Origin of the sequence: Enterococcus sp. AZ119 (assembly GCF_050546175.1) — a bacterium.
Lineage (GTDB): Bacteria > Bacillota > Bacilli > Lactobacillales > Enterococcaceae > Enterococcus > Enterococcus faecalis.
Map to the genome: position 1 here is coordinate 418,143 of NZ_CP172951.1, position 26,041 is coordinate 444,183.

General features: G+C 38.1%; 24 protein-coding genes. 18 read left to right on the top strand and 6 right to left on the bottom strand.

Annotation, left to right across the window (positions count from 1 at the left end):
* Positions 1-89 precede the first annotated feature (89 nt).
* The 3 genes from IGL37_RS02090 to IGL37_RS02100 all read left to right on the top strand — a co-directional run bounded on the left by IGL37_RS02090 (position 90) and on the right by IGL37_RS02100 (position 2,751).
* On the top strand, positions 90-824 hold the full coding sequence (locus IGL37_RS02090; protein WP_002355501.1) for a pseudouridine synthase: 735 nt from the start codon (positions 90-92) through the stop codon (positions 822-824).
* Positions 825-957: 133 nt separating this feature from the next.
* Complete coding sequence (gene pepV, locus IGL37_RS02095) at positions 958-2,373, top strand: dipeptidase PepV (protein WP_010819748.1); 1,416 nt, start codon at positions 958-960, stop codon at positions 2,371-2,373.
* Between the two features lie 144 nt (positions 2,374-2,517).
* Positions 2,518-2,751 (top strand): hypothetical protein, encoded by a 234-nt coding sequence (locus IGL37_RS02100; RefSeq protein WP_002355504.1) that lies wholly within the window; start codon positions 2,518-2,520, stop codon positions 2,749-2,751.
* 182 nt (positions 2,752-2,933) lie between these two features.
* Here the strand turns inward: IGL37_RS02100 and IGL37_RS02105 are convergent, their stop codons facing one another.
* Positions 2,934-3,953: an acyltransferase family protein gene (locus IGL37_RS02105; protein WP_033918186.1), complete on the bottom strand. Its 1,020-nt coding sequence runs from the start codon at positions 3,951-3,953 to the stop codon at positions 2,934-2,936.
* Between the two features lie 236 nt (positions 3,954-4,189).
* On the opposite strand from IGL37_RS02105, the gene IGL37_RS02110 reads away from it, so the two are divergent.
* The 5 genes from IGL37_RS02110 (at position 4,190) to IGL37_RS02130 (ending at position 9,377) form a co-directional block, all read left to right on the top strand.
* The gene (locus tag IGL37_RS02110) at positions 4,190-5,143 is read left to right on the top strand and encodes an ABC transporter ATP-binding protein (RefSeq protein ID WP_033918185.1); all 954 of its coding nucleotides are present in this window, start codon (positions 4,190-4,192) and stop codon (positions 5,141-5,143) included.
* Positions 5,144-6,661, top strand: a complete 1,518-nt coding sequence (locus tag IGL37_RS02115) for an ABC transporter permease/substrate-binding protein (RefSeq protein WP_033598656.1) — start codon at positions 5,144-5,146, stop codon at positions 6,659-6,661.
* A gap of 141 nt (positions 6,662-6,802) precedes the next feature.
* Positions 6,803-7,258 (top strand): arginine repressor, encoded by a 456-nt coding sequence (argR, locus tag IGL37_RS02120; protein ID WP_002355509.1) that lies wholly within the window; start codon positions 6,803-6,805, stop codon positions 7,256-7,258.
* 33 nt (positions 7,259-7,291) lie between these two features.
* Positions 7,292-8,812, top strand: a complete 1,521-nt coding sequence (locus tag IGL37_RS02125; RefSeq protein ID WP_010820658.1) for a phosphoglucomutase/phosphomannomutase — start codon at positions 7,292-7,294, stop codon at positions 8,810-8,812.
* 10 nt (positions 8,813-8,822) lie between these two features.
* Positions 8,823-9,377 carry a GNAT family N-acetyltransferase gene (locus IGL37_RS02130; RefSeq protein ID WP_002361240.1) on the top strand — a complete coding sequence of 185 codons (555 nt, stop codon included), beginning with the start codon at positions 8,823-8,825 and terminating at the stop codon, positions 9,375-9,377.
* 123 nt (positions 9,378-9,500) lie between these two features.
* On the opposite strand, the gene IGL37_RS02135 is transcribed toward IGL37_RS02130, so the two are convergent.
* On the bottom strand, positions 9,501-10,364 hold the full coding sequence (locus IGL37_RS02135) for an RluA family pseudouridine synthase (protein WP_002361241.1): 864 nt from the start codon (positions 10,362-10,364) through the stop codon (positions 9,501-9,503).
* Between the two features lie 342 nt (positions 10,365-10,706).
* Here IGL37_RS02135 and IGL37_RS02140 point away from each other — a divergent pair, with 342 nt between their 5' ends.
* From IGL37_RS02140 to IGL37_RS02160, 5 genes are all read left to right on the top strand, one after another.
* A complete protein-coding gene (locus IGL37_RS02140) occupies positions 10,707-12,893 on the top strand; it encodes a PBP1A family penicillin-binding protein (protein ID WP_002366159.1) in 2,187 nt (728 codons plus the stop codon).
* Positions 12,894-12,955: 62 nt separating this feature from the next.
* Entirely contained in the window at positions 12,956-13,297 is a 342-nt protein-coding gene (locus tag IGL37_RS02145) for a YlbF family regulator (RefSeq protein WP_002355518.1), read from the top strand.
* A gap of 155 nt (positions 13,298-13,452) precedes the next feature.
* A complete protein-coding gene (locus IGL37_RS02150) occupies positions 13,453-14,688 on the top strand; it encodes a DNA repair exonuclease (RefSeq protein ID WP_002355519.1) in 1,236 nt (411 codons plus the stop codon).
* Positions 14,685-17,396: an ATP-binding protein gene (locus IGL37_RS02155; protein ID WP_033918184.1), complete on the top strand. Its 2,712-nt coding sequence runs from the start codon at positions 14,685-14,687 to the stop codon at positions 17,394-17,396. The genes IGL37_RS02150 and IGL37_RS02155 overlap by 4 nt, the downstream gene beginning before the upstream one ends.
* On the top strand, positions 17,393-18,337 hold the full coding sequence (locus IGL37_RS02160; RefSeq protein WP_002355522.1) for a 3'-5' exoribonuclease YhaM family protein: 945 nt from the start codon (positions 17,393-17,395) through the stop codon (positions 18,335-18,337). Before IGL37_RS02155 ends, IGL37_RS02160 begins: the two co-directional genes overlap by 4 nt.
* A gap of 39 nt (positions 18,338-18,376) precedes the next feature.
* Here the strand turns inward: IGL37_RS02160 and IGL37_RS02165 are convergent, their stop codons facing one another.
* From IGL37_RS02165 to IGL37_RS02175, 3 genes are all read right to left on the bottom strand, one after another.
* Positions 18,377-19,405 carry a peptidylprolyl isomerase gene (locus IGL37_RS02165; RefSeq protein ID WP_002407336.1) on the bottom strand — a complete coding sequence of 343 codons (1,029 nt, stop codon included), beginning with the start codon at positions 19,403-19,405 and terminating at the stop codon, positions 18,377-18,379.
* Between the two features lie 163 nt (positions 19,406-19,568).
* A complete protein-coding gene (locus IGL37_RS02170; protein WP_002355526.1) occupies positions 19,569-19,913 on the bottom strand; it encodes a YtxH domain-containing protein in 345 nt (114 codons plus the stop codon).
* Positions 19,914-20,339, bottom strand: a complete 426-nt coding sequence (locus tag IGL37_RS02175; protein WP_002355527.1) for an HIT family protein — start codon at positions 20,337-20,339, stop codon at positions 19,914-19,916.
* Positions 20,340-20,554: 215 nt separating this feature from the next.
* On the opposite strand from IGL37_RS02175, the gene IGL37_RS02180 reads away from it, so the two are divergent.
* The 4 genes from IGL37_RS02180 to trmB all read left to right on the top strand — a co-directional run bounded on the left by IGL37_RS02180 (position 20,555) and on the right by trmB (position 24,130).
* Positions 20,555-21,292: an ABC transporter ATP-binding protein gene (locus IGL37_RS02180; RefSeq protein WP_002363160.1), complete on the top strand. Its 738-nt coding sequence runs from the start codon at positions 20,555-20,557 to the stop codon at positions 21,290-21,292.
* A 1-nt stretch (position 21,293) separates the two neighbouring features.
* Positions 21,294-22,505 (top strand): ABC transporter permease, encoded by a 1,212-nt coding sequence (locus tag IGL37_RS02185; RefSeq protein ID WP_002370786.1) that lies wholly within the window; start codon positions 21,294-21,296, stop codon positions 22,503-22,505.
* Between the two features lie 128 nt (positions 22,506-22,633).
* Positions 22,634-23,413 (top strand): phosphotransferase family protein, encoded by a 780-nt coding sequence (locus IGL37_RS02190; protein ID WP_002355531.1) that lies wholly within the window; start codon positions 22,634-22,636, stop codon positions 23,411-23,413.
* Positions 23,414-23,485: 72 nt separating this feature from the next.
* Positions 23,486-24,130, top strand: a complete 645-nt coding sequence (gene trmB / locus IGL37_RS02195; RefSeq protein WP_002355532.1) for a tRNA (guanosine(46)-N7)-methyltransferase TrmB — start codon at positions 23,486-23,488, stop codon at positions 24,128-24,130.
* 59 nt (positions 24,131-24,189) lie between these two features.
* On the opposite strand, the gene IGL37_RS02200 is transcribed toward trmB, so the two are convergent.
* Complete coding sequence (locus IGL37_RS02200) at positions 24,190-24,936, bottom strand: MurR/RpiR family transcriptional regulator (protein ID WP_002363162.1); 747 nt, start codon at positions 24,934-24,936, stop codon at positions 24,190-24,192.
* 178 nt (positions 24,937-25,114) lie between these two features.
* Here IGL37_RS02200 and pfkB point away from each other — a divergent pair, with 178 nt between their 5' ends.
* Positions 25,115-26,041 (top strand): 1-phosphofructokinase, encoded by a 927-nt coding sequence (gene pfkB, locus IGL37_RS02205; protein WP_002355534.1) that lies wholly within the window; start codon positions 25,115-25,117, stop codon positions 26,039-26,041.

Consider the following 26,041-nt stretch of genomic DNA (forward strand, 5'->3'; position numbering starts at 1 on the left):
CAGCAGATTCTCTTAAGAGACAAGGCTTGAGACATCGATCGATTCGATTTATGTCCCAAGCTATTTTTTTAAAGGAAAGAGGAATGACGATGCGTTTAGATAAATTTTTAGCCGATGTTGGTATCGGTAGTCGTAAAGAAATCAAACAATTGTTAAAGAAAAAAGTCGTTACGGTGAATGGTGACGTCGTAAAAGAAGCCAAAACACAAGTAAATGAAGAAACAGATCAAATTGCCTTGATGGGAGAAATTCTTACGTATCAGAAATTCTTTTATTACATGTTGCATAAACCACAAGGTGTCATTTCTGCGACGGAAGATCAGCGAGATGAAACGGTAATTGACTTGTTAACTGATCAGGATTACCGTGCCGACTTGTTCCCAGTTGGTCGCTTGGATAAAGATACTGAAGGCTTGCTTCTATTAACAAATGATGGCCAGTTAGCGCATCAATTATTATCACCCAAAAAGCATGTGGATAAAGAATATTTAGCTGAAGTTGAGGGACTTGTGACAGCGGAAGATTGTCAACTGTTTGCGCAAGGATTTGCCTTGAAAGATGGAGAAATGGTTAAACCAAGTCGTTTAGTCATTGAGACGATCAATGAGGAAGAAGGGACTTCCGTAGTCCGTTTAGTGATTCAAGAGGGAAAATTTCATCAAGTCAAACGGATGTTAGCCACTGTAGGCAAACCTGTGACGTATTTAAAACGATTACGAATGGGCGAACTATGGTTGGATGAAACGTTAGAACTAGGGGAATATCGGCCCTTAACAGAAGCCGAATTGCAACAACTACAACCTAAACAATCATACCTCAATTAAAATAAACAAAAACCCAGCACTTTCTGCGGAAAAGATAAAAATTTTCTCGAAAAATAGTGTCGGGTTTCTTTCTTTTTCTGCATAAAATGGTATGATTGACTATGTAGAACTTTATGAATAGGAGTGACAACAAATGACAATTGATTGGACAAAAGAAGTCGAAGCACGTAAAGACGACTTATTAGAAGATTTACAAAACTTATTACGGATCAACAGTGAACGTGATGATGCACAAGCAACACCTGAAGCGCCCTTTGGACCTGGGCCAGTTGCTGGCTTAAAACACATGTTAGCGTATGGTGAACGTGATGGCTTTACGGTGAAAAATGTCGACAATTACGCTGGACACATTGAATATGGTGAAGGCGACGAAACGTTAGGGATTTTTGGTCATATGGACGTTGTTCCTGCTGGTGATGGTTGGGAAACAGATCCTTATGAACCAGTCATTAAAGATGGCAAAATTTATGCACGTGGCGCGAGCGATGATAAAGGCCCAAGTATGGCTGCTTATTACGCAATGAAAATTATCAAAGAATTAGGCTTACCCGTGTCTAAAAAAATCCGTTTCGTAGTAGGAAGTGACGAAGAAAGCGGCTGGGGCGATATGGATTACTATTTCCAACATGAAGAAGCGCCAGACTTTGGTTTCTCACCAGATGCTGAGTTCCCAATTATTAATGGGGAAAAAGGAAATGTGACTATTCGTTTAACTTTCCGAGGCGGTAACGGTGCTGAGTATAAATTAGAAAGCTTCAAATCTGGCTTACGTGAAAACATGGTTCCGGGAACAGCAGATGCTGTTGTAACGGCTGCTTCAGCAGATGAAGCAGCTTCACTAGCTGCTAGCTTTGAAACATTCATCAAACAAGAAGCAAAAATTTCAGGTAACGCAGAACTTTCAGATAAAACAGTGACTTTCCATGTAGTTGGTAAAGGTGCTCACGGTGCTAGCCCACAATCTGGAATTAACGCAGCGACTTTCTTGGCAACTTTCTTAAATGATTACAGCTTTGCAGAAGGCGCATACAGCTTTATTAATACCATTGCTGAATTTATCCATGAAGATTTTTATGGTGAAAAATTAGGTGTGGCTTTTGAAGACGAAAAAATGGGTAAATTGACAATGAACGCTGGGATTGTTAACTTTGATCCAGAAAATCCTGAAAATAGCTTAGTAACATTAAACTTCCGCTATCCAAAAGGAACTTCAGCAGAAGAATTACAAGCAAAAGTTCAAGCAACAGTCGGTGAAACGGTCACTGCAACACAAGGAGATCGCAACCAAGAACCGCATTATGTACCAGTTGATGATCCATTGGTGGCAACGTTACTACAAGTTTACGAAGACCATACAGGCGAAAAAGGCCAAGAACAAATCATTGGTGGCGGTACTTATGGCCGCTTATTAAAACGTGGTGTTGCCTATGGCGCAATGTTCCCTGGCTACACAGACACAATGCACCAAGCCAACGAATTTATGGAATTAGATGACTTATTCCGAGCAGCTGCTATTTATGCAGATGCGATTTATCGTTTAGCGAAGTAAAGTAAAAAAGCTGTTTTCGATTTTCGAAAACAGCTTTTTTTTGCAATTTTTGCCTTTTAAAAACCCAAAATCAGAACCGTCAATTTACTGAAAATTTCTTGCAAATCAACAGATCCCACGATACGATAAATAGGAGAAAACGCAATGAGTGAAACACTTATTGTTAACTATTTAATCAAAGGACGTGTGAAGATGAACGTAGAAGAATTAGTTCAAAAAGCAAAAGATTTAATTGGAGAAGGCAACGTGGAACATGCGCAACAATTCATTGAAGAACATAAAGATGAATTAGGCGAACACTATCATAAAATTACAGCGATGTTAGCTGATACAACGACCGATGGTTTGTTTGATAAAATTAAAGGATTGTTTCAATAGTTGAAAAAAATCTGAGATAAAAGTAGAGGCTGAGACAAAAGTGTTTAGCTCCAAGAACCAAGTAGGTATGATGATTTCATCTGTTCATGCTTCACAGTGAAACATTGCAACTCTCGCCGTTTAACAGTTTTTGAGCGTGGAGCAAAAATCCAAAGTGATTTTTGTCCCACGCTCTTCTTTTTTTATTTAACTTTTAACCATTGTTTTGGCAACACATACGCAATTGGATTAAAAAGATAATCCGCTCCCCGTTTCACCACAGGCATATTCGTAATAGCTAAAATGAAGAGGGCTAAGAAGAAAAGTGCCAGGATTCGGAAAGCAAACCATTCTTTAAAGAGTGTGTCTAATTGCAAACCACTTTCCAACAGAATAATTAAGGGCATATGCAAGAGATAAGGGTAGAGGGTATCTTTTCCGAGGGCGCTTAAAGGTAACTTTCGTTTCGGCAATAATGCAAACCAAGAAAGAGACACCAATGCTGCAGCAACGTAAAAGAACAGCTGAATGAAACTACTGTATTCAAAGGCCGGACTAATTTCAGCGTAGGAAGCCCAACCAGTTAAGAAGCCCCAAAATTTCGTTGCCAATGACCAATGACTATTTACAAATAAAAAGGAGCTTAAAATTACGCCTATCGCTGCCCATTTGAGTTTGCGATGATCTAAAAAGGTTTGTAGCTTTTGAATATCCATTAAGTAGCCACAATAAAAGAAAGGGAAGAAGCCCAGAGTCCGTCCTAAAGACAAGAAACCTTCCACAGGTAAATAGCCTGAGGCGCAGCCGATAACAATGATGATGGGCAACATGATTTTCGGCTGAACGCGCTGAAGAAAGATGGTAATTAAGTAGAAACTTGCTAAGGAAAGTAAGTACCAAGGAACGCCCGTTTCGTTCAGTAAATCAAAATTCATTTTATTTGCAAAGGCGAAATTAGCAAGCGTAATCAACAACTTCGCTAAGAGATAAAGCCAAACAAAGGAAAGTAAGCGTAGATATTTTCGTTGTTTAATTGCATGTTTACTAAAGAGTCCAGAGACAAAAATAAAGGCTGGCATATGGAATGAATAGATCCAAAAGTTGATCGTTTCCATGAGTCGTGAAGGAGAAGCTTCACGATCTAAAATATGCCCAAAAATCACTAAGAAAATTAAAAAAAGTTTCACGTTGTCCCATTTATAAATTCGCTTGTCGTTTTCCATAACGATCACTCCTTTTAGTAGAAAACAGTTCACTTTTGTTTAAGGCAGAAGAGGACAATTTTTCCATTCATTGAGTAGATAATTGTAGATACGAACCGGCAGCCGTTAAATGAGCCCCCACATACTTGCGCTTAAAACAAAAAATTAGGCAGGATGTTAGTCTTAAATTATACTGAAAGAGTGACGATCCTCCAAAGATTTTGTTTATTAAGAAGTGAAAGATGCGGTGAAAATAAATGATAAAATTTCAAAATGTTTCAAAAGTATATCAAGAAAATGCCGTTTTGTCCGATGTGAATTTAACAATCCAACAAGGCGAATTTTTTGTATTAGTAGGGCCGAGTGGTAGTGGAAAAACGACGACTTTGAAAATGATTAATCGGCTCATTGAGCCAACGACAGGTGAAGTGGCTCTCAATGAACAAGTGGTAACCAATTATCCTTTACGTGAATTACGACTAAAAATTGGCTATGTTCTTCAGCAAATTGCCTTATTTCCTAACTTAACCGTGGCGGAAAATATTGAGTTGATTCCTGAAATGAAAAAATGGCCCAAAGAGCAACGCAGAGAGCGAACCATTGAACTATTGAAAAAAGTTCAGCTGGATCCTGAGGAATATCTGCATCGTAAGCCAGCAGCGCTTTCAGGAGGCGAACAACAACGTATCGGGATTTTACGCGCCATTGCAGCCGAACCAGAAGTGATTTTAATGGATGAACCTTTTAGCGCGCTAGATCCGATTTCAAGACATCATCTTCAACGTTTGGTGAAAGAACTTCATCAGGAATTAGCGAGTACCATTGTTTTTGTGACCCATGATATGACTGAAGCTTTACTGTTAGGAGAACGCATCTGTATTATGGACGCTGGTAAAATTATTCAAGTCGATACGCCAGAAGCCATTCAAAAACATCCGAAAAATAATTTTGTCGGTCAATTTTTTAAACAATCTTCGCCAGAACTAGCGAACTATTGTGGCGCTGACTTGACTGCATTTTTAGAAGCTACGGATGAGACGATTGAGCCAGTGCCAACTGTTTTCATGGAAACCAATTTAAAAGAGATTGTCCAACTCATTAATGCGCAAGAGAAAGCAAATTTAGTAGAAAAACAACAAGTTTTAGGGTGTATCACCTCAAAAACGATTACTCGTTTTATGGAACAACTGTTGGAAAGCGAGGGACAGTAGATGCAAGCACTGATTGAAACTTTTTTTGCTCGAAAAGAAGAATATCTGCAAGCGTTAATCGAGCATATGCAATTATCCTTTATCTCGTTATTATTCGCTGCATTGATTGCAATTCCTTTAGCCATTTATTTAACGAGTCATCGCAAGTTAGCGGAAAGTCTGTTACAAGTGACTGGGATTTTCCAAACAATCCCTTCTTTAGCTTTGCTAGGCTTATTGATTCCGTTAATTGGTATTGGTCGACCACCGGCAATTGTTGCGCTAGTGATTTATGCCTTATTCCCAATTTTACAAAACACCTATACTGGTTTGACGGAAATTGATCCTTCGTTAGAAGAAGCTGCAGAAGCATTTGGGATGAGTAAAAAAGAAAAACTGTTTAAGTTTGAGTTACAAATGGCATTACCATTTATTATTTCTGGGATTCGAACGGCTACCGTTTTAATTATTGGTACGGCCACGTTGGCGGCGTTAATTGGAGCAGGTGGTTTAGGGACCTTCATTTTATTAGGAATTGATCGAAATAATTTATCGTTGATTTTTATTGGAGCTCTTTCATCAGCTGCACTAGCAGTCTTATTTAATTATGGAATTCATTGGTTGGAAAAAGCGAATGGACGGCGACTAATCATTGGCGGTACTATTTTAGGCCTTTTGTTAGGTGGTTCATTTTTCTGGAATCAACAAACTTCTTCAAAGGAAAAACAGCTGACAATTGCTGGCAAATTAGGAGCGGAACCAGATATTATTATTAATATGTATAAAGCCTTAATTGAAGAAAATAGCGACATTCAGGTGACGTTAAAGCCAAACTTTGGCAAGACTACTTTTTTATATAATGCCTTGAAATCAGATGAAATCGATCTTTATCCGGAATTTACAGGAACAGTGATCGAAACCTTTTTAAAAAATCCTCCTCAGCTAGACAATCAACCTCAAGTAGTCTATGAAGCGGCACGCGCTGGCTTGAAAAAACAAGAAAACCTTACTTTGTTGAAACCGATGCGCTATGAAAATACGTATGCCGTCGCAGTTAAGCGCTCATTTGCAAAAGCGCATCAATTAAAAACGATTAGTGATTTACAGAAAATCAACAATCAGTTGAAAGCAGGTTTTACGTTAGAATTTATTGATCGGCAAGATGGTTATAAGGGATTACAAGAAAAATATCATTTAAATCTGAATGTCCAATCGATGGAACCGGCGTTACGCTATCAAGCGATTAATAATGGTGAGGTAAATGTGATTGATGCCTATTCAACGGATAGTGAATTGAGACAATACGATTTAGTAACGTTAGAAGATGATCAAGCGCTATTTCCGCCTTATCAAGGAGCACCACTTATTAAAACAGCAACGTTGGAAAAATATCCAGAATTAGCAGAAATATTGAATAAATTGGCAGGAAAAATTAGCGAAGAAGAAATGAGTGAAATGAATTATCAAGTCAATGTGGAGGGGCAAGATCCTAGCATAGTGGCGAAAGACTATTTAAAAGAAAAGAATCTTCTTAAATAAGTATTTTTTACTGAAAAAGACTGGTATATAAACATTTATCCAGTCTTTTTCAGATAAATAAAGAGTTTAATGTGAAAAGTACCTGTATTTTTACTCATTTTTGGATATAATAAAAGAAATGAATGGAGAGGAGTGGTCTATATGAAAAAAGCAGAACGTCAACGTTTGATTAAACAATTAATTATGCAACAAGAAATTGAAACACAAGATGAATTAATCACTCGTTTGGAAGAACTTGGCGTCCGAGCCACTCAAGCGACTGTTTCAAGAGATATCCGTGAAATGAGTATTGTTAAAACACATGGTGCAGATGGTCGTGTCAAATATGCAATTTTTTCTCAAGCACAAGGCACAAGCAGTGAAGAGAAATTACGAGAATCAGTAAAAGATTCAGTTGTTCGAATGGAGCGAGTACAATTTATTGTCATCTTGCATACAGAGATGGGAAATGCCGATGTGGTGAGTAACTTTTTAGATGAAGTAGCTTATCCAGAAGTGGCTGGTACAGTGGCTGGTGCGGATACAATTATTGTGATTACACGTTCAGAAGAGGATGCGGAACACTTTATCGAACGCATCGAAAATATGATTTTTTAAAATTGAAAGCATCAATAGAAGGGAGTTTTTTTCTTGGTAGAATTGAAAGCGCTACAAAATGGTTCGGATATTCGGGGAATTGCTTTGGATACGGAAGAGCAAACTGCAACATTAACCGCAACAGCAGTAGCCGAGATTGCGGTGGGCGTGGTTCGTTGGTTACAGGATAAAAAACAACTGCCACGAAAGGCACAACAGCGCCTGACAATTGCAATCGGACATGATAGTCGTCTAACGGCGGAGCCGATTAAGCAAGCATTAGTAGATACGTTTCTTTCATTAGGTATTCAGGTGATTGACGTTGGTTTAGCTACGACGCCTGCTATGTTTATGGCTACTCAATTTCCAACGTTTCAATGTGATGCAGCGATTATGATTACAGCTAGCCATTTGCCTTACTACTTTAATGGCTTGAAGTTCTTCACAGCAGAAGGTGGAGCAGAGAAAGAAGATATTCGGTATATTTTATCTCATACTGATCCGCTGACAGCCAATGAAAATGGCACACTGATGAAGCAAGAGTTACTGCCAATTTATGCGGAGCATTTGGTGGCAAAAATCCGCCAAGGAATTCATTCGCCAGAAGAGAAACCTTTACAGGGCTTTCGAATTATCGTTGATGCGGGTAATGGGGCTGGGGGCTTCTTTGCGGAGCAGGTTCTTCAAGTTTTGGGCGCTGATACGACGGGATCACAGTTTTTAGAACCAGATGGGCATTTTCCTAATCATGTACCTAATCCAGATAATTCTGAAGCAATGAAAAGTATTCAAACAGCTGTTTTAGCTAATCAGGCAGATTTGGGCATTATTTTTGATACAGATGTAGATCGTTCGGCTGTGGTGGACCAATCAGGTGAGGTACTAAACCGAAATAATTTAATTGCTGTTTTAGCGGCAATCGTTTTAAAAGAAGCGCCTGGTAGTTATATTGTGACAAATTCGCCAACCTCAAGTCATTTAAAAACATTTATTGAAGAAAAAGGCGGCCAACAGATTCGTTATATTTCTGGTTACCGAAATGTCATTAATAAAATGATTGAATTGAATCATGGGGGCTTTCAGACACCGTTAGCCATTGAAACCAGTGGTCATGCAGCGTTTCAAGAAAACTACAATCTGGATGATGGTGCATATGTCGTGGCAAAAATTTTAATGTTGTTACCAGAATTGAAACAAAACAATCAAACGTTAGGTGATCTGATTGCTACATTGAAGCAACCGGCAGAAACCAACGAATTTCGCTTCAAAATTACTGCGGAGGATGTTACTTGTTATGGGCAACAAGTCTTGCGAGACTTTGAATTGTTTGTAGAAAATCAAGCAGACTTTGCTGTGGACCGTGAAAACCAAGAAGGTGTTCGGGGAAACGTGTCTGGTCAATATGGCAGTGGGTGGTTTTTGCTACGCTTAAGTCTGCATGAACCGTTGCTTGTTCTTCAGGTAGAGAATGACCAAAGCGATAAAAATGCGTGTGTCATCGAAAAAATTGCCACTTTTTTACAAAAATACGAGGAAATAGATAGTCAGCAAATAGAAAATAATTTAGGAAATTAAAGGTGTTCTTATGGAAAATGTCTTAAAAGGAAAACACATTGGCTTTTCTCATTTTAGAGAAGAATATATCGAACATATTGCAAAACAGCAATGGGATAATGAATTGCTTCGGCATTTGAGCTGGGATGCTTTACATCCGTGGGGGCTTGAAGAATGGAAAGATTTCACGATTAATAAAGGAGAAGATGATCGATTTCTATTTGCTATTTTAGAAAATACGACAGAGAAATTTATTGGTTGGGTCTCGTTGTCTGATGTACAGTTGAAAAATAGAGGGGCCAATTTAGGGATTGCTATTTTACAAAAAGAGCAACGTGGTCAAGGATATGGCTTTGAGGCGGTGTCTTTAATTTGTAAATTTGCTTTTTATGAATTGGGTTTGCACAAAATCAGATTAGCTGTCAATAGTAACAATCAAAAAGCGATTCATGTTTATGAAAAAGTAGGCTTCAAAAAAGAAGGAATTGATAGAGAAGCGTTATTTCAAGATGGCCAATGGCTGGATATCTACAATTACGGAATTTTACAAAAAGAGTGGCTACAAATGATTAAGGCTGAGAGTTAGCTCAGGAACTGTTTAACACCAAGACACTGAGCAAACGCAGATATGCCGTTCTCAGCAGTGAATGTGCGGTAAAATAAAAAAGCAGAAGAAATCGGCGGTTACCGTCCGATTTCTTCTGTTTTTTTACCATAGGCCAGGCGCTGCAGTCACAACGATTTGTTTTTTTGTAAACGGATGGAGTAAATGAAGTTGTGAAGCATGGAGCATTAAACGAGCTGCCTGCGATTTTGGGTTGTATAACGGATCACCAATAATTGGATGCCCTTCGCTAGCTAAATGGACCCGAATTTGGTGCGTCCGACCTGTTTCTAAAACACAGGTAACTGCGGTTTGATTGTTAGAAAGAGTTTGGACCACTTGGACATGTGTAATCGCTGAATCCCCTTTTTGAGGATCAATCCGTCGTTTCCGGCGATCATGCCGATCACGACCAATCGGCTGATTGATTGTCTGTTCTTTTTGGTTAAAGTGACCAGCCACAATCGCTTGATATTGGCGGTAAATTTGTTTTGTTTCTAATAAACGCCCTAAAATAGGTAAGACAAAAGGATTTTTAGCAAAGACAATCGCACCACTGGTTTCTTTATCTAATCGATGAACGACATAAGGGACCTGATTTTTCTCAGCTAAATAGGCAGCAACATGATTTAACAAGGTGTCCGTTTCCTGTGGCTGATTTGGATGGGTTTTAATGCCATAAGGTTTATTTACAATCATTAAATGTTCGTCTTCATATAAAACCTTCACACGCGTTGCTTCCCCCAAATGAACAGTGGGACGCACATAATCGGTTTCTTCAAACGTTAAGGTGACACAATCGCCAGCTTGGACTGGAAAATGAAAAGCAGCTGTTTCTCCGTTGATTTTGACATTTTTTCGCGTGCGTAAAAAATGGCGCACTTTTCGAGGGACTAGCCACTCATTTTCTAATAGTTCTTTTACAGTCATTGTTGAAAAATTTTCAGGTAATCTCATTGAATATTCCACCAAATCCCACCTTTCACTGATTCGCTATTTAGTGTAACAAAGCTGCTCAAAAGGTCAAGTCAGAACGGAAAAAAAGCTGAAATTTGTTAGAAAGGCAGTTCCTTGAGAGATTCTTAAACAAATTTACATAAAAAACGAAGAAAAGCATGATAGAATAGAGGCTAAATAAAGACTCGTTTCTAAGCGTAAGCAATTATTTACCTCTAGTGAAGGCCACATTTCCTTTGCTACAGCTAAAAGACCATTGAAATTGTTTTTCAAGAATTTTTCATGCTTTAGACCTAGGTCGTACCCACAAGAATATGGTAGACTTAGCCAAGAAACGTAAACAGAGGGAGTACTATGGACAATCTTAAACAATTTTTTAGTAAAGTCGGTGTCGGATTACGTCATTTTTGGACGTGGATAAAGCCTTATTTAATACAATTCCATCAAGCCAGAAAGCGGATTTGGAAAAAGTATCAAATCAATAAAATTTTCTTGTTAATTGGTTTGGTAGTCGCTTTAGGTGCCAGTATTTATTTATTTTACTTAGCCAAGTCCGCAAACGTTGAGACCCTAAAATCAGGGCTAAGTGAATCAACACGCGTTTATGATGAATCAGGAAAAGAAGTCGGAAAGTTATTCGGGCAAAAAGGGACTTTTGTGGAACTGGATAATATTTCTCCTTATATTCAAGATGCGGTTATTTCAACTGAAGATCGCGGGTTTTATCAACATAAAGGGTATTCCATCAAAGGGATTGCCCGTGCGGTTGTTGGAAAATTGACCTTCGGGAAAATCGGTGGCGGTGGTGGCGGAAGTACAATTACGCAGCAATTAGCCAAAAATGCTTACTTAACGCAAGAGCAAACGTTAGATAGGAAAGCCAGAGAATTATTCTTAGCGATTGAAATCGAAAAGAAATATTCGAAAAAAGATATCTTGGCAATGTATTTAAATAATTCTTATTTTGGTAATGGTGTCTGGGGCGTGCAAGATGCAGCTCGTAAATACTTTGGCGTGGATGCGTCCCAAGTGACAGTGGGGGAAGCCGCAACGCTAGCAGGTATGTTAAAAGGGCCAGGAATCTATAACCCAATTGATTACATTGACAATGCCACAGCGCGACGGAATACCGTTTTACAACTTATGGTCGACAATAAAAAACTGTCTCAAGAAGAAGCCAATCAAGAAGCGAGTGTTAACTTAGCGAGTCTATTAAATGACACCTATGTTGGCGACGAAAATAGTTACAAATATCCATATTATTTTGATGCGGTAATTGATGAAGCGGTCAATCGTTATAAATTTAAAGAAGAAGATATTTTAAATAAAGGCTACAAGATTTACACTTCTTTAAATCAGGGGTATCAAGATGCGATGGATGCAACTTATAAAAATGATGCACTATTTCCACCCAATGCAGAAGATGGTGCCATGGTTCAAAGTGGCTCTGTAGCCATTGATCCGAAAACCGGCGGCGTGCAAGCACTGGTGGGCGGTCGAGGAGAACACGTTTATCGAGGCTTTAACTTTGCAACGCAAACAAAACGTTCACCAGGCTCGTCCTTAAAACCAATTTCTGTCTATACACCAGCTTTAGAGGCTGGCTATAAACCAGACTCTGTTTTAGAAGATAAACCACAAGATTATTATCCAGCGCAAAACTATAGCCGAACGTACAGTGGAGAAGTTCCTATGTACCAAGCCTTAGGAGAAAGCTTAAATTTACCAGCGGTGTGGTTATTACATCAAATTGGTTTAGATAAAGGCTATGAAAAAACAGAGAAATTTGGCATTCCATTATCAGAAAAAGATCGATATTATGGTTTAGCACTTGGGGGATTACAAACGGGTGTTTCGCCACTAACCATGGCGGGAGCTTATAGTGCCTTTGCCAATGAAGGTTATAAAACTGAAACGCATTTAATTACAAAAATCGTCGACTCAACTGGCGCAATTGTAGTTGATAATACTAAAGTCAAGAAAGAACAAGTTATTACCAAAGATGTTGCAGACGGGATTACAAGTATGTTACTAGGGGTCTTTAGTTCTGGGAGCGGGGTCAACGCACAACCAGCAGGCTACGTAATGGCTGGTAAAACAGGTACGACAGAAACCAACTTCGATAGTAGTAAAACGAACGATCAGTGGGTGATTGGTTATACACCAGAAGTTGTCATTGCTACTTGGTTAGGCTTCCAAGAAACCAGTAAAACCCATTATCTGGAAGGTAGTAGCGCCACATATGCCTCTCAGGTGTTCAACAGTCAAGCCAGTGGCATCTTGCCACAAGTCAAACAAGCACAATTTCCTGTCGCGGATGCTTATGCCACAGGTGGGAAAGTTGTTGATAGCAACGATAGTTTAACCGGTGGTGCCAATTCTAATTGGCGGGATAACTTAAAAGACTTTGGAAACTCTGTTCAAGATGGCGCTAGCAATTTCGGAGATACATTGAATGAAGTTGGAGGCCAAATTAAAGACGGCGCAAAAAAAGTCAAAGACAAGATTGAAGGAATTTTCGGAGGCTTATTAGGAAATTAGTTGGGAAAACCTAAGAGAAATGGTACAATAAAGATGAAACTATTGAGAAAAGAGGGATTCCATTGAGTAACATTTATGATACAGCCAATCAGATTGAACGTGAACTACGTGAGTTAGACGAATTTAAAGCATTACAAGCAGCGTATGAAGAAGTAAAAGCAGACGAAGCAGCTTACACATTGTTTAAAGAATTCCAAGGATTCCAACAAGGACTACAAGAAAAACAAATGCGCGGCGAAGAATTCACAGATGAAGATGCTGAAAAAGCACAAAGCATTGCAACGAAAGTGCAAGAAACAGCAGTTATCAACGAATTAATGCAAAAAGAACAAGCGTTTAGCTTAGTTGTCAATGATTTAAACCGAATTATCATGACTCCTGTGCGTGATATGTATAACGATTAATTTACGTAATTGAACTCTGACAAGTTGTCTATAAGACAATTTGTCAGAGTTTTTCTTTTACTGAAAATAAAAAAACGAACAAATTTTCGTATGTTTTTACTGACCAAGCTGGCAGAAAATGATATGATAAAGGGAGGAGAAAAGGAGGGGAAAAGATGAAACTATTGCATACAGCTGATTTACACATGGATCGGTCTTTTGAAGGGTTAACTGGGATCCCGACAGCTTTAGCGAAGCGCTTAAGAGAAGCTAATCAACAATTGTTAATGAATATCGTAACAGTTGCCATTCGAGAAGCGGTGGACTTGGTTATTTTTGCAGGAGATACGTTTCATCAAAGTCAGACCTCTATTTCAATGCAAGCCCAATTGATGGCTGCATTAGAACAGTTGAAACAAGCAGAAATCCCTGTGATTCTAACATTTGGGAATCATGATTACTATAAAAAAGACCGCTATTGGTTTTCTTTTCCAGACAATGTTTTTTTATTTGAAAAAGAAATGGTTGAGACACTGTATTTTGAAACGAAAGCGGGCGAACAAGTGGCTGTTTCAGGGTTTAGTTATGAGCATCCCTGGATTGATGAAAATAAAGCACTAGAATTTCCTATCAAACAAGCAGAATCTGACATTCATATTGGGATTTATCATGGAGACACCAGTCGGAAAGCGCAACAAAATTATGCTCCGTTTACATGGAAGGATTTAAAAGCCACTGGCTATAATTATTGGGCATTGGGCCATATTCATCAGCCGCAAATTGTTAGTGAACAACCGCTAATTGTTTATCCTGGAACACCTCAAGGTCATACGAAAAAAGAACAGTCTTTACAAGGGGTTGCAGTGGTCACACTTTCCCAAAATCAAGCGACTGTTCAATTTGAAAAAGTCGCAGAAATAGATTGGACGAATGAAGAAGTATCTCTGGCGCAATGCCGTGACACCCAAAGCGTTTTGTCTTATCTTGAAACCAGTTTGCTGACGAAGTGGCATGCGCATCAGCAACAGCAATTGATGGCGTTGACACTGAAAGAAACGCAACATTTGGATGTGACCGTGGTGCAAGCCATTGTCAATGGTGAACTATTAAGCTACTTACAGCAGCAGCTTTTACAAAAAACGCAAGGTGATTTTTTTGTTTATCGCCTAATATTGCAAGCAGAGGAACCAACGAAAGAACCGATCTATTTAGCCGCTAGTCCCAACTTATTAACGGCATTAGAAAAAACATACTTAGATCCAGTTATTTTTGAAGATACCACCAAGGAATTGTTACGTTATCCAGAATTTGCTGGAATTTTTTCAATGGATGAGCAGTGGCGATTAGAGAGCTTGCGCCTAGCACATGAGCAAATTAATGAAGACTTTACTATTCAGGAGGACCCACTATGAAATTACTCGCAGTAGAGATTGTGGGCTTTGGAAAATGGCAACAACAGAAAATTACATTTGAATCTGGTAATCAATTGCTGTACGGCGCAAATGAAGTTGGCAAGTCCACATTGTATCAATTCATTCAAGCAATGCTGTTTGGGTTTCCCACAAAGGGTAAAAGAAAACGCGATTACGCACCTAAAAATGGTGGCTCGTATGGTGGTCGTTTGTGGTTGGCACATCCTGTGTTTGGGGAAGTTCAAGTCGAGCGTTTTAAAGAAAAAAATAAAGGGCAAGCAATCATTTATTATCAACAACAAATGGGGGATGAAAAAACCTTACAGCAAATGTTACATCCGCTAACGAAAAAGTTATTTCAAGAGGTTTTTACTTTCCAACAAGAACAATTAATTACGAGTGACAAGTTGACAGAAGAGGAACTGCAAACATCCTTGTTAGCCATTGGTGTTTCTGGTAGTCAACAACTTTTGACTTACCGAAATGCGTACTTTAAAGAAGCACAAAAAATCTTTAAAGGTAAAGGACAGCAGCCATTACTCAATCAGAAGTTGGCGGTTTATCAAGAACTAAAAGAGCAAATTCAAGAGAAAGAAGCGCAGCAACAAACTTTTCAACAATTAGAAGAAACGATTCGCGAAACAGAACAACAGCGAGTGACACTGCAACAGCAATTAAAAGAAACGCAACAGGACTTGTTACAGGTTGCGGAACAGCAACGTCACTTTCCCTTGTACGAAGAATGGCAGTCGCTACCTGAAGAAACAGAGAACGTTGTTTTAGGAAAAGAAGACCAAGTTCAATTAGAAGAAACCTTTCAAGAATATATGTACCTAGACAAAGAACGACAACGTTTGACCAAAGAGTTATCTCTTCAGTCAGAAGCGCTCGATGTTCCAGAAGGCTATGCTTTTTACCTAGAACAAGAAGCATTGATTCAACAATTGTTGAATCAACGCTATGATATGCAACAATTGATGACGGAATCGGAATGGATGACCCAAACCTTTGATCAAAATCGTCAAGAAATGGTCCTTTTAGAGAACGAATGGTCATGGTCGCCTGAACGACCACCACAGCTTTTCTATGACAACGAAACCGTTCAAAAGTGGCGCCAACAACAAGTTGCGTATACGCAAGCTCTTCAAAAAGGACAAGAACAGAAAGCATTCTTGGCTTCTCAAATTGAAAATCTGGAAGACCAGTTAACGGATTTTGAAAAAGCGCATGCCGCATTTTTTGGTGAAGCGACGCGTGCCCAAAAAGCGCAGAAAACAAGTCAACCACTTTGGTTATTGCTAGGAAGTATCCTTGCATTACTCGGTTTCTTTTTGCCAAGCCCTTTAAAATGGGGCCTAGTTCTCGTGGGAGTTAGTTTTATCGCGAAAGAAGTGCTTAGCTACGCCACTAGAAAAGAAGCTTCCTCTGATGAAGTGAAAGAAGAATGGCAGACGAAACTTTCGCAACTAGATTATTTAAATGAACAGTTCCAACAGGCGCTGAATCAAGAACGTGAGGCACAACTGCAAGTGGAACAACTTGAACAAGCAGTAGCGGAGCAAGCCCAAGTCCATCAATTAGGAAAAATGCAACAAATTGATACTTTAATGAATCAGCGGGAATTGATTACGCGCTATTTATTGCTTGTTCAAACAAATGAAGAACTCATGAGTCAATTGAAGGAAAATCAACAAAAACGCCAAGTATTTGAAGAACAAATCTTCCCATTGATGACGCATTTACCCTTGCAAGGAAAGAGCCTTTCCGAAAAGTTACACTTTTTAGAAGGATTTGCTGAAGAAATGGAGAAGGTTCGCTTTGCTCAAGAGTATCAAGCAGATGGCTATCTCAAACAGCAGTTACGAGAGTTGAAAACTAAACAGCAAGAAGCATTAACACGAATTCAGCCTTTACTAATTCGTTATCGGATTCTATCAATCGCTGATGTTCCAATGAGGATTCAACAGCTGACCACTCAGCAAGCCCAAGTTGGTCGTGGGCAAGAATTAGCGACACAATTAGGCAATCTGTTTCCAGAAGCGGTAACAGAAGCAACGTTAAAAGACCGTTCTTTACAACTGGCGCAGCAACAAGCATTGGAAGAAAGCCAGTTAGATAAAATACAAGAACAGTATCAAGCGCTGATTTATGAAAAACAACAATTAATGACGGATGGTACCTTAGATGAGTTGTATCAACGACAAGCAATTTTAAAAGCGGAAATCAAAGAACTAGCTCAACGTTGGTCTGGGTATCAACTAGCGGGACAACTGCTAATGGACCTATTAACAGAGCTTTCGGAACAACAATTGCCCAGCTTATTACAGTATGCATCAAGCTACTTTGCACTTTTAACAAATCAGCGTTATCAATCAATCCAAGTAGCCGAAGGTCAACTAGTTGCGGTGACGAAAGAACAAGAAATGTTTTATTTACATGAATTATCAACTGGCACTAAAGATCAATTGATGATGGCTGTTCGTTTTGCCTTTTTAGCAGTCCAAGGCGAGCAACTGATTTGTCCAATTATCATTGATGATGGCTGGTTACACTATGATCATCAAAGAAAAGCCCAATTAGCTGAATTATTTACTAAATTTGGTCAAAAACAGCAAGTCATTTGTTTTTCTTCTGACCAAGAAATGGTAAGCTATTATCAGGACTTACAACAAAGAGTAATTGCGTTAGAAGGAGGAAGCGTCAAGTGAAAAAATTACGTGAATTAACAGTAGAAGAACTTTTTGAATCATTTGTTCTAATTAAAAATGCCGATGTACGTGTAGCTAAAAATGGGAAAAAGTTTATTGCCTTTACCTTTCAAGACACATCTGGCACGATTGACGGAAAATATTGGGACGCCTCTGAGGATGAAATTACACGATTTACTGCGGGGAACGTTGTTTTACTGAATGGGAAACGAGAAGTTTATCAAAATAAACCCCAAGTAAAAATTTTACACATGCGTTTAGCGACAGCAGAGGAACCAAGCCAGCCAAGTTTATATATGGAACGAGCGCCTTTGAAAAAAGAAGAGATGGTCGAGGAAATCAATCAAGTAATTTTTGAAATTACCAATGCTCATTGGAATCGTATTGTGCGCTATCTCATGACGAAATACCAACAAGAATTTTATGAATTTCCTGCAGCCAAACGGAACCATCATGCTTTTGCGAATGGCTTAGCTTACCACACTGTCTCAATGTTGCGCCTAGGCAAAGCAATTGCTAAGGAATATCCTGAAATTAACACGTCACTATTATACGCGGGGATTATTTTACATGACTTAGGAAAAGTTTTAGAATTATCTGGTGCTATTACGACAGAATATACGGTGGCAGGGAACTTAATTGGTCATTTAGTTTTGGTGGATGAGGAAATTACCAAGGCGTGTTTGGCTTTGAAAATTGATGATCGAGAAGAAGACGTTGTCGTTCTTCGGCACATGGTCTTAGCCCACCATGGACTGTTGGAATATGGCTCACCTGTGCGACCAAGAATTATGGAAGCGGAAATCTTACATCAAATTGATACCATGGATGCGTCCATTCAAATGATGCTAGGGGCAATTCGTCAAACACAGCCTGGGGAGTATACGGAACGAATCTTTGGTTTAGATAACCGCAGTTTCTATGTTCCAAAAGATAAATAAAAAAAGGGAGTGGTCAATCGACCACTCTCTTTTTTATGCTTATTTAGAAGAAGATTCTGTTGTTTTGCTTGAAGAATCTGTTGCTTTTTCAGAGTCGCTTGTTTTGGTATCGCTTGTTTTAGAATCACTTGATTTTGATTCTTTTTTCTCTGAAGAAGCGCTTGAAGATTCAGTTTGCATGTAGCCTGCTAAAGCGTTCTTGAAGGCATCATCTTTAATTTTCACATTGGCCGCTTTTAATTCGTCACTAATGACTTTCGAAACAAATGTTTGATCGGCTAATTTTGTTTCTTCAGCAATTTTCTTGATCTCTTTTTCATAAGGTTTCATGTCATTGCCTTTTGCTTTGTTTTTCGTCATTTTCACTACATAGTAGGTTGTTTGGTAGGTTTGCATATTTGTTGCAGCAATTGGTTCTGACACTTCGCCATCTTTTAATTTGAAGGCAGCTTCTTTAACTTCGGCAGGAACAGTTGTTGCTTGTGAATCAAATTTAATTTTACCGCCATCTTTTTTCGTAGCAGCATCTGTTGATTTTTCTTTAGCAATTTTTGTGAAATCGCCGCCGTCAGTGATTTCTTTCTTGACAGCTTTGGCATCATCTTCTGAAGCAACTTGGATAATTTGTGCTTCTACTTCTGGATGGAAACTTGCCCAAGCTGTTTTTAAGTCTTCATCTGTAATTTTTAAGTGGGCTTTTAGACCTGCATCATAGGCTGCTCTTTGTTTTAATTGTTTCTTGAATGCTTTTTCAGTTAAACCAGCTTGTTTTAATGCATCAGAGAACTTTCCACCTTGTGCTTCTACTTGTTCTTTGGCTTCGTCAAAGCTTTTTTGAATATCTTTGTCAGTTACTTTGTCGCCATATTTTTCTTCAAAGACTTTAAAAATAACCATTTGGCTAAACGCTTGTTGGCTAGTGCTTTGTTCTTTAATTTGGTTATAAAAATCATCAACAGTAATTGTTGAACCTTTCATTGTTGCGATATCTTTTGAACCGCTTGAACACGCTGCTAAACTAAAAACGGCCATTGCGCCCGCTGCAGCTAAGATTAGTTTTTTCTTCATTCTCTTATGCACTCCTGTTTTTTTTAGTTTTATTTCTGTTATAACTATACCATACCTTATTTTGAAAAAGAAAGAGTCTCAGGCATAGTTTCAAACAAAATTCGTATTTACGTCACACTTTTTATTTTTTTAATAACAAAAGAAATAATTAACATAAAAGACTTTACTTTTGCTTGTTGGTTTGTGTGTCAGGTAATTCAGCCGTGATTTTGGCAATTTGTTCTTTAATTTGAGCAATCCGAGGTTCCGCTTGGAATTTGAAATCAGTGATTTCTTGTTGCAGGTCTTTTGAAAATTCAGTTGCCAGAGGAACGTTTTCTTCGACAACTGCCAAATTTCGTTGCACCTGATCCCAGTCATTCGTGACTTGATTTTTTAGTGAACGATAGTCCTCTAGCTCATTGATTAAATGTTGGCGTGTTTCTTTCCCGCTTCTTGGAGCAGCCAACAAGCCGCCAATGGTACCAGCAGCTGCACCAAAAAAGAGACCTTTAATAAATTTTTTCATTTAGTTCACCTGCTTTGCAATGGTCTCAGCAATTTCTTGCATCGCTTCGGCGGAATAGTCCTCTTGATGGTTGCCAAAATGAATAGAGAAATCATCTTCTTTTGAATAACGGGGAATCAAATGAACGTGGGAATGGAAAACGGATTGATAAGCCACTTCCTTATTGTTATTTAAAATGTTTAATCCTTCCATTTCTGGAAAAGCTTTTTCTAATGCTCGTGCTACTTTAGGAATACGAGCAAAGACGTCGCTTGCTAAAACGTCATTATATTCAAAAATATCAGCAACGTGTTGTTTTGGAATCATTAAGGTATGCCCTTTGGTCACTTGTGTAATGTCTAAAAACGCATAGACTTTCTCGTCTTCATAGACTTTATAACTTGGGATTTCGCCGTTGATAATTTTACAAAAAATACAATCATTCATGAAAAATTCCTCTTTTCTCTAGGTTCTTTCCTTTACTTTACCACAAGTTGATTTCTCTGTGGATGAAAAAGTACGTGAGTTCGCTAAAAAGTTCGTTTCATTTCGTGTATAATAAGAGAAAGAAAAAAATCCATTTAATTAAGGGAGTAATTTTTGAATTCTTGGTTCGCTTAGGGTTTAATAATGGTAGAGAGAAAAGGTTGGAGGCAAAAGAAATGAGCTTAACAATTGAACATTTAACAGGAGGTTACGGCCATATTCCTGTCTTAAAAGATATTAATTTTGACGTCAAGTCTGGTGAAATGGTTGGTTTAATCGGCTTGAATGGTGCGGGGAAAAGTACCACCATCAAAAATATTATTGGGTTACTTACGCCGCAAAAAGGCAAAATTATGATTGACGGGGAAACATTGCAACAAGCCCCTGAAGAATATCGTAAAAAAATCGGGTATATTCCGGAAACACCTTCTTTATATGAAGAATTAACATTGAAAGAGCATATCGAAGTAACGGCCTTGGCTTATGATATTCCATTAGAAGAAGCGTTCAAACGAGCAGAACCATTACTAAAAACGTTCCGTTTAGACAATAAATTGGAATGGTTTCCTGCTAATTTTTCAAAAGGCATGAAACAAAAAGTTATGGTACTTTGTGCATTCTTAATTGAACCGAGTTTATATATTATTGATGAACCTTTTCTAGGCTTAGATCCTTTAGCAATTCATGCTTTATTAGAATTAATGGATACGATGCGTAAGCAAGGGGCAGCGATTTTAATGTCCACGCATATTTTAGCAACAGCTGAAAAATATTGTGATCGTTTTGTGGTGCTACACGAAGGGAAATTACGGGCAAACGGTACAATGGCTGAATTACGTGCAGAATTTAATTTACCAGAGTCTTCTTTAGATGATATTTATCTTGCCTTGACGAAGGAAGAAAAGGTGGGGTAACATGGGCGAATTTTTTAGTCAACGTTTGTCACGGCATTTCAAAAAAATGTCCAAGTACTTGCGCTATATTTTAAATGATCATTTTGTTTTAGTCTGTATGTTTTTATTAGGCGGATTAGGTCTGTACTATTCCCAGTTGTTAAAAGAATTACCTCGTGATTTTGTTTGGGGCAGACCGTTAATTCTATTGGGCTGGCTGCTACTCATTCAAGTTGGTAAGTTGGCTACTCTGACAGAAGAGCCAGACAAGGTTTTTTTATTACCAAAAGAAAAACAATTCGCTGCTTATCTGAAACGAGCGCTGCGCTACTCTTTACTTTTACCGATTGTGGTCAGCTTTCTAGGAAGTGGCCTATTGATGCCGTTGATTGTAGTCACAACAGGTTGGTCGTTTCAAACCTTCTTTTTATTTTTGGTCATGCTAGTTTGTATGATTTATACACATCTTAGTTTACAAAGCTATGGGCTCTATCATCTTTCGTCAACCACTTACCGTAGTTGGTGGTTTGTTTGGTTGATCAGTAGTCTCTTGATTATGACGGGAGCTATTTACTGGACGCCTTGGGTTGGTGTGATTGGTGGCATCATTCTGGCCGTTTGTTTATCGAGTATTTGGCAAAATAAGATGAAAAAGAGTTTCTTGGATTGGGAAAAAATGATCCAAAAAGAACAAAACAGAATGCATAGAATTTATAAATTCATTCAGCTGTTTACAGATATTCCTGAAGTGAGTAGTACAGTGAAACGCCGTAAATACTTAGATCCTCTCCTCGGAGTAGTCAAAAAAACATCTGAGAACACGTATGCTTACTTATTCATTCGGAGCTTTTTACGAGGTAGCGAATATAGCGGCTTATTGTTTCGTTTGATTTTGGTTGGTGGCGTGCTACTCTTCTTTTTACAAGAATTCTGGATTGCGTTGGTAGTTGCTCTATTGTTTGTCTATTTAATCGGGTTCCAGTTGATTCCCATGTACACGCAATTTGATTATATGGTGATGACACAGCTATATCCAATTTCAATAGAAAAAAAACAAGCAGCGATTCGCCGGTTAATTAGCGGCGCATTATCTGTTGCGGCCATTATTTTTGGTGGGATTGTCTGCCTTCGTTTAGGCAGTTTGCAAAATAGCTTGATCATTCTGGGTGCCTTAATTGTAGAAGTTGTGATTTTCACTAAAATGTATGTTCCAATGCGCTTGAATAAGTTATAAAGATGAGAAAACCCAGCAAAATTTACAAAAGAACCACATAGAAGCTTGACGAAGCAAGGTTTGGCGACTAAAATGGTAATTGCTGTAAAAATTGCAATAAAATTGTGTTGAGATAGGAGATAATTTCCATGGAATTTCAGTTGGATAAAGACTGGCGTCTGCAGCCGATAAAGGGCGCAACTGGTCAAACATACATGGGAATAAAAGAAACCGAGAAAGTGTTCATTAAACGAAACACTTCTCCACTTCTTGCAGCATTGTCTAAAGAAGGGTTAGCCCCGAAGATGATTTGGACAAAGCGGACAGCGAATGGCGACGTACTAACAGCCCAAGAATGGCTGGAAGGACGTTTATTACATGCGGACGAAATTGGCAAACGCAATGACGTGATTGACGTGTTATACCAATTGCATCATTCCAATTTGCTGAAAGACATGTTGAAAAAAATTGGTGGCGAAGTTTGTACCCCGCTAACAATGTTGAAAGAGTATAAGCGTCAACTACCTAAAGAATTAAAACGAAACAGTTATTTAAAAGAAGTAATCACTTATTTATATAATCATTTACCAGAATATCCAGAAACTAGTTATGTAGCTGTCCACGGCGATGTGAATCATCGGAATTGGTTAGTCTCGAATAATTATCTCTATTTAGTAGATTGGGATTCTGTGATGGTCGCGGACCCAGCGGTAGATTTAGGAATGATTTTGAGTCATTATGTCCCTCGTTCCGGTTGGAATCAATGGTTACTATCTTATGGTTTAATCCCGAATGAAAGTACGGTTCAACGAATTTATTGGTATGGTTTATTTAGCTTTTTACAAGAGATTGTTCGTCATCACCAAGAGGGCGAAAGAAGAGCAATGACTGCAGAAATTTTACAATTAAAACGAATGTTTAGTAGTTAAACTAATTCATTTAACATCCACACAGGCTGGCGAATTTCACCAGTCTGTTTTTAAAAGAAAGGAATTTTAAATATGCGTGTAAGAAATAGACCCGGAGCAGCAGAATATATGGCAAAATATCCACAATATGTGGTAGAAGGTCCTGAAAAATGGCAAGGGAAATGGCAAGAACGTTTTGGCAATAATCATCCCATCCACATTGAAATTGGTTCAGGTAAAGGTCGTTTTATTTATGAAATGGCTAAAGCACATCCTGAAATTAATTATATTGGTATCGATATGCAATTAAGTATTTTATCGATTGCATTAGATAAGCTAGTGGCCGAGCCGTTACCTAATCTACAATTATTGCGAGTAGACGGCGAAGCATTAACAGAATATTTTGCTGAAAATGAAGTAGATTTAATCTATTTAAATTTTTCAGATCCTTGGCCAAAGAAAAAACATGAAAAACGTCGTTTAACGTATAAAAACTTTTTAGCAACAGATGAAATTATTTTAAAACCAAATGGAGAAATTCATTTTAAAACGGATAATCAAGGGCTCTTCGAATACTCATTAAGTAGCTTTTCTAAATATGGCATGATTATTGAACGTGTATGGCTAGATTTGCATAATAGCGAGTTTGAAGGCAACATTATGACAGAATACGAAGAAAAATTTTCTAGTCGTGGTCAACGAATTTATCGAGTAGAAGCACGTTTTGTTGCAAAATAAAAACAAGCATTCCTTTATTTTAAGTGAAGGAATGCTTGTTTTTTATTATTTAAGAAAGCCTAAGTTGTCGTTCTTAAAGCATAGGCGTCCAATAAAATTCTTGCCAGAATGGATAATGGTAACCGTGAACGCACTTCATAATCGGGGAAAAAGGAGCCTTCTGATTTGAAGCCTACGAACGGAATTTCAATGTATTTCATTAAACTAGAGTGTTTGCTTGCAGTTAAAAGGATAGTCCCAATTTCTGAGTCGTAACAGTTTTTACCAGCGACAACTAATTCTTGGGTTTCTCCATTTAAGGAAACAAAAAGAGCCACATCCTTTTTTGATAACTTTTTACTAATATTTTTAATAATTTCTGGGTCCGTATGCAGTTCACAGTATTTGCCAGCCAATTGAAACTTAACCATCATTTCCTGAGCAATTAATTCTGAAAAACCTCTAGCAAAGATAATAATCCGTCGAGAAGCCTTGATTTTTTGGATCGCATCTTCGATATTACCAATTTCAATCATGTTAATCGTGCGAGTTACTTCTTCTTCATTCTTTAAAATGGCCGTCCGAATTCCTCGGTCTACTTTTTCTAATGCTGAAAAATTTATATTTTGGTTTTCTTTATCTTTCAAGTGATGCTTGAAGGATGTGAAACCTTCATAGCCTTTCTTTTTCATGGTTCTTACAATCGTCGCAGTTGATACGTTGGCTCGTTCGCTTAATTTTACAATGGAATAATCAGGGATTTCTAAAATATGTGTTTCGATAAAATGCCAGAGATATTGCTCTGACTCACTCAATTTTTGTTCCATAATGGCCAGCCCTTCTTTCTTTCACTAAAAAAACATTTATAAGCCTATTTTTAATGAAAAAAAATAAAAAAGCTAGAGAAATTATGAAATTGTAAATGTTTTCTATATTTTTGCGAAAGAATGAAAACCTTTACATGGTATTTTGAGACATAATAAAGAGGAGAAAGGAGGAACTACAGTGACTATTTATACATGTACATTAAATTTAGCCATTGATTTATTTATCGAAACAGAAGAGCTAGTTCCTTTTGTCGTGAATCGCACGAAGGAAGATGATATTCAAGCAAACGGGAAAGGAGTCAATGTTTCCCTAATTTTAAAGATGTTAGGGATTGATAATACCGCTTTGGGAGTCAAAGCTGGTTTCACTGGGAACTATGTCGAGGATTATTTAAAAGAAAAAGAGATAACCACTGATTTTATCGAAGTCGCTGGCACAACGAGAATCAATGTGTTTACAAAAGTTACCCAAGATCAAAAGGAATACAAATTAGTCAATAAAGGACCAAAATTATCTGAAGAACATGTACAACGTTTTTTGAAAAAAATTTCAGAGTTACGTAAAGGGGATTATTTGTGCGTATCAGGAAGTTTACCACAAGGGGTTTCGCCAAGTATTTTGATTGAAATTAGCCGAATTTGTTTTGAAAAACAGGTGTTCTTAATCTTAGACAGTAGTTATGAAGAAATTTTAGATTGTTTGCCTTATCAACCATTTTTATTGAAACCAAATGAAGAAGAACTTCAAGAGTGGTTTCATACAGAAGTGCAGACTAAGGATGATTACATTTTTTACGGACAAGAATTACTGAAGCGGGGAGCCAAAAATATTTTACTTTCTTTAGGTAGTGAAGGGGCTTTATTTATGAATAATGAAAAGGTTCTTTCAGGTAATTCACCAACTGGAATGGTTGTGAATACAGCTTGTTCAGGGGATGCAATGTTAGGTACCTTTTTAGCTGGCTGGCATCAAGGACTTTCATTGGAAAAAAATTTAAAAAGAAGTATTGCAGCAGGTAGTTCAACAGCATTTCGCAAAGGATTGACAGATTTTTCAGATGTTCAGGAGTTAGAGCAACAAATAAAGATTCAAGAGGAGGAATAA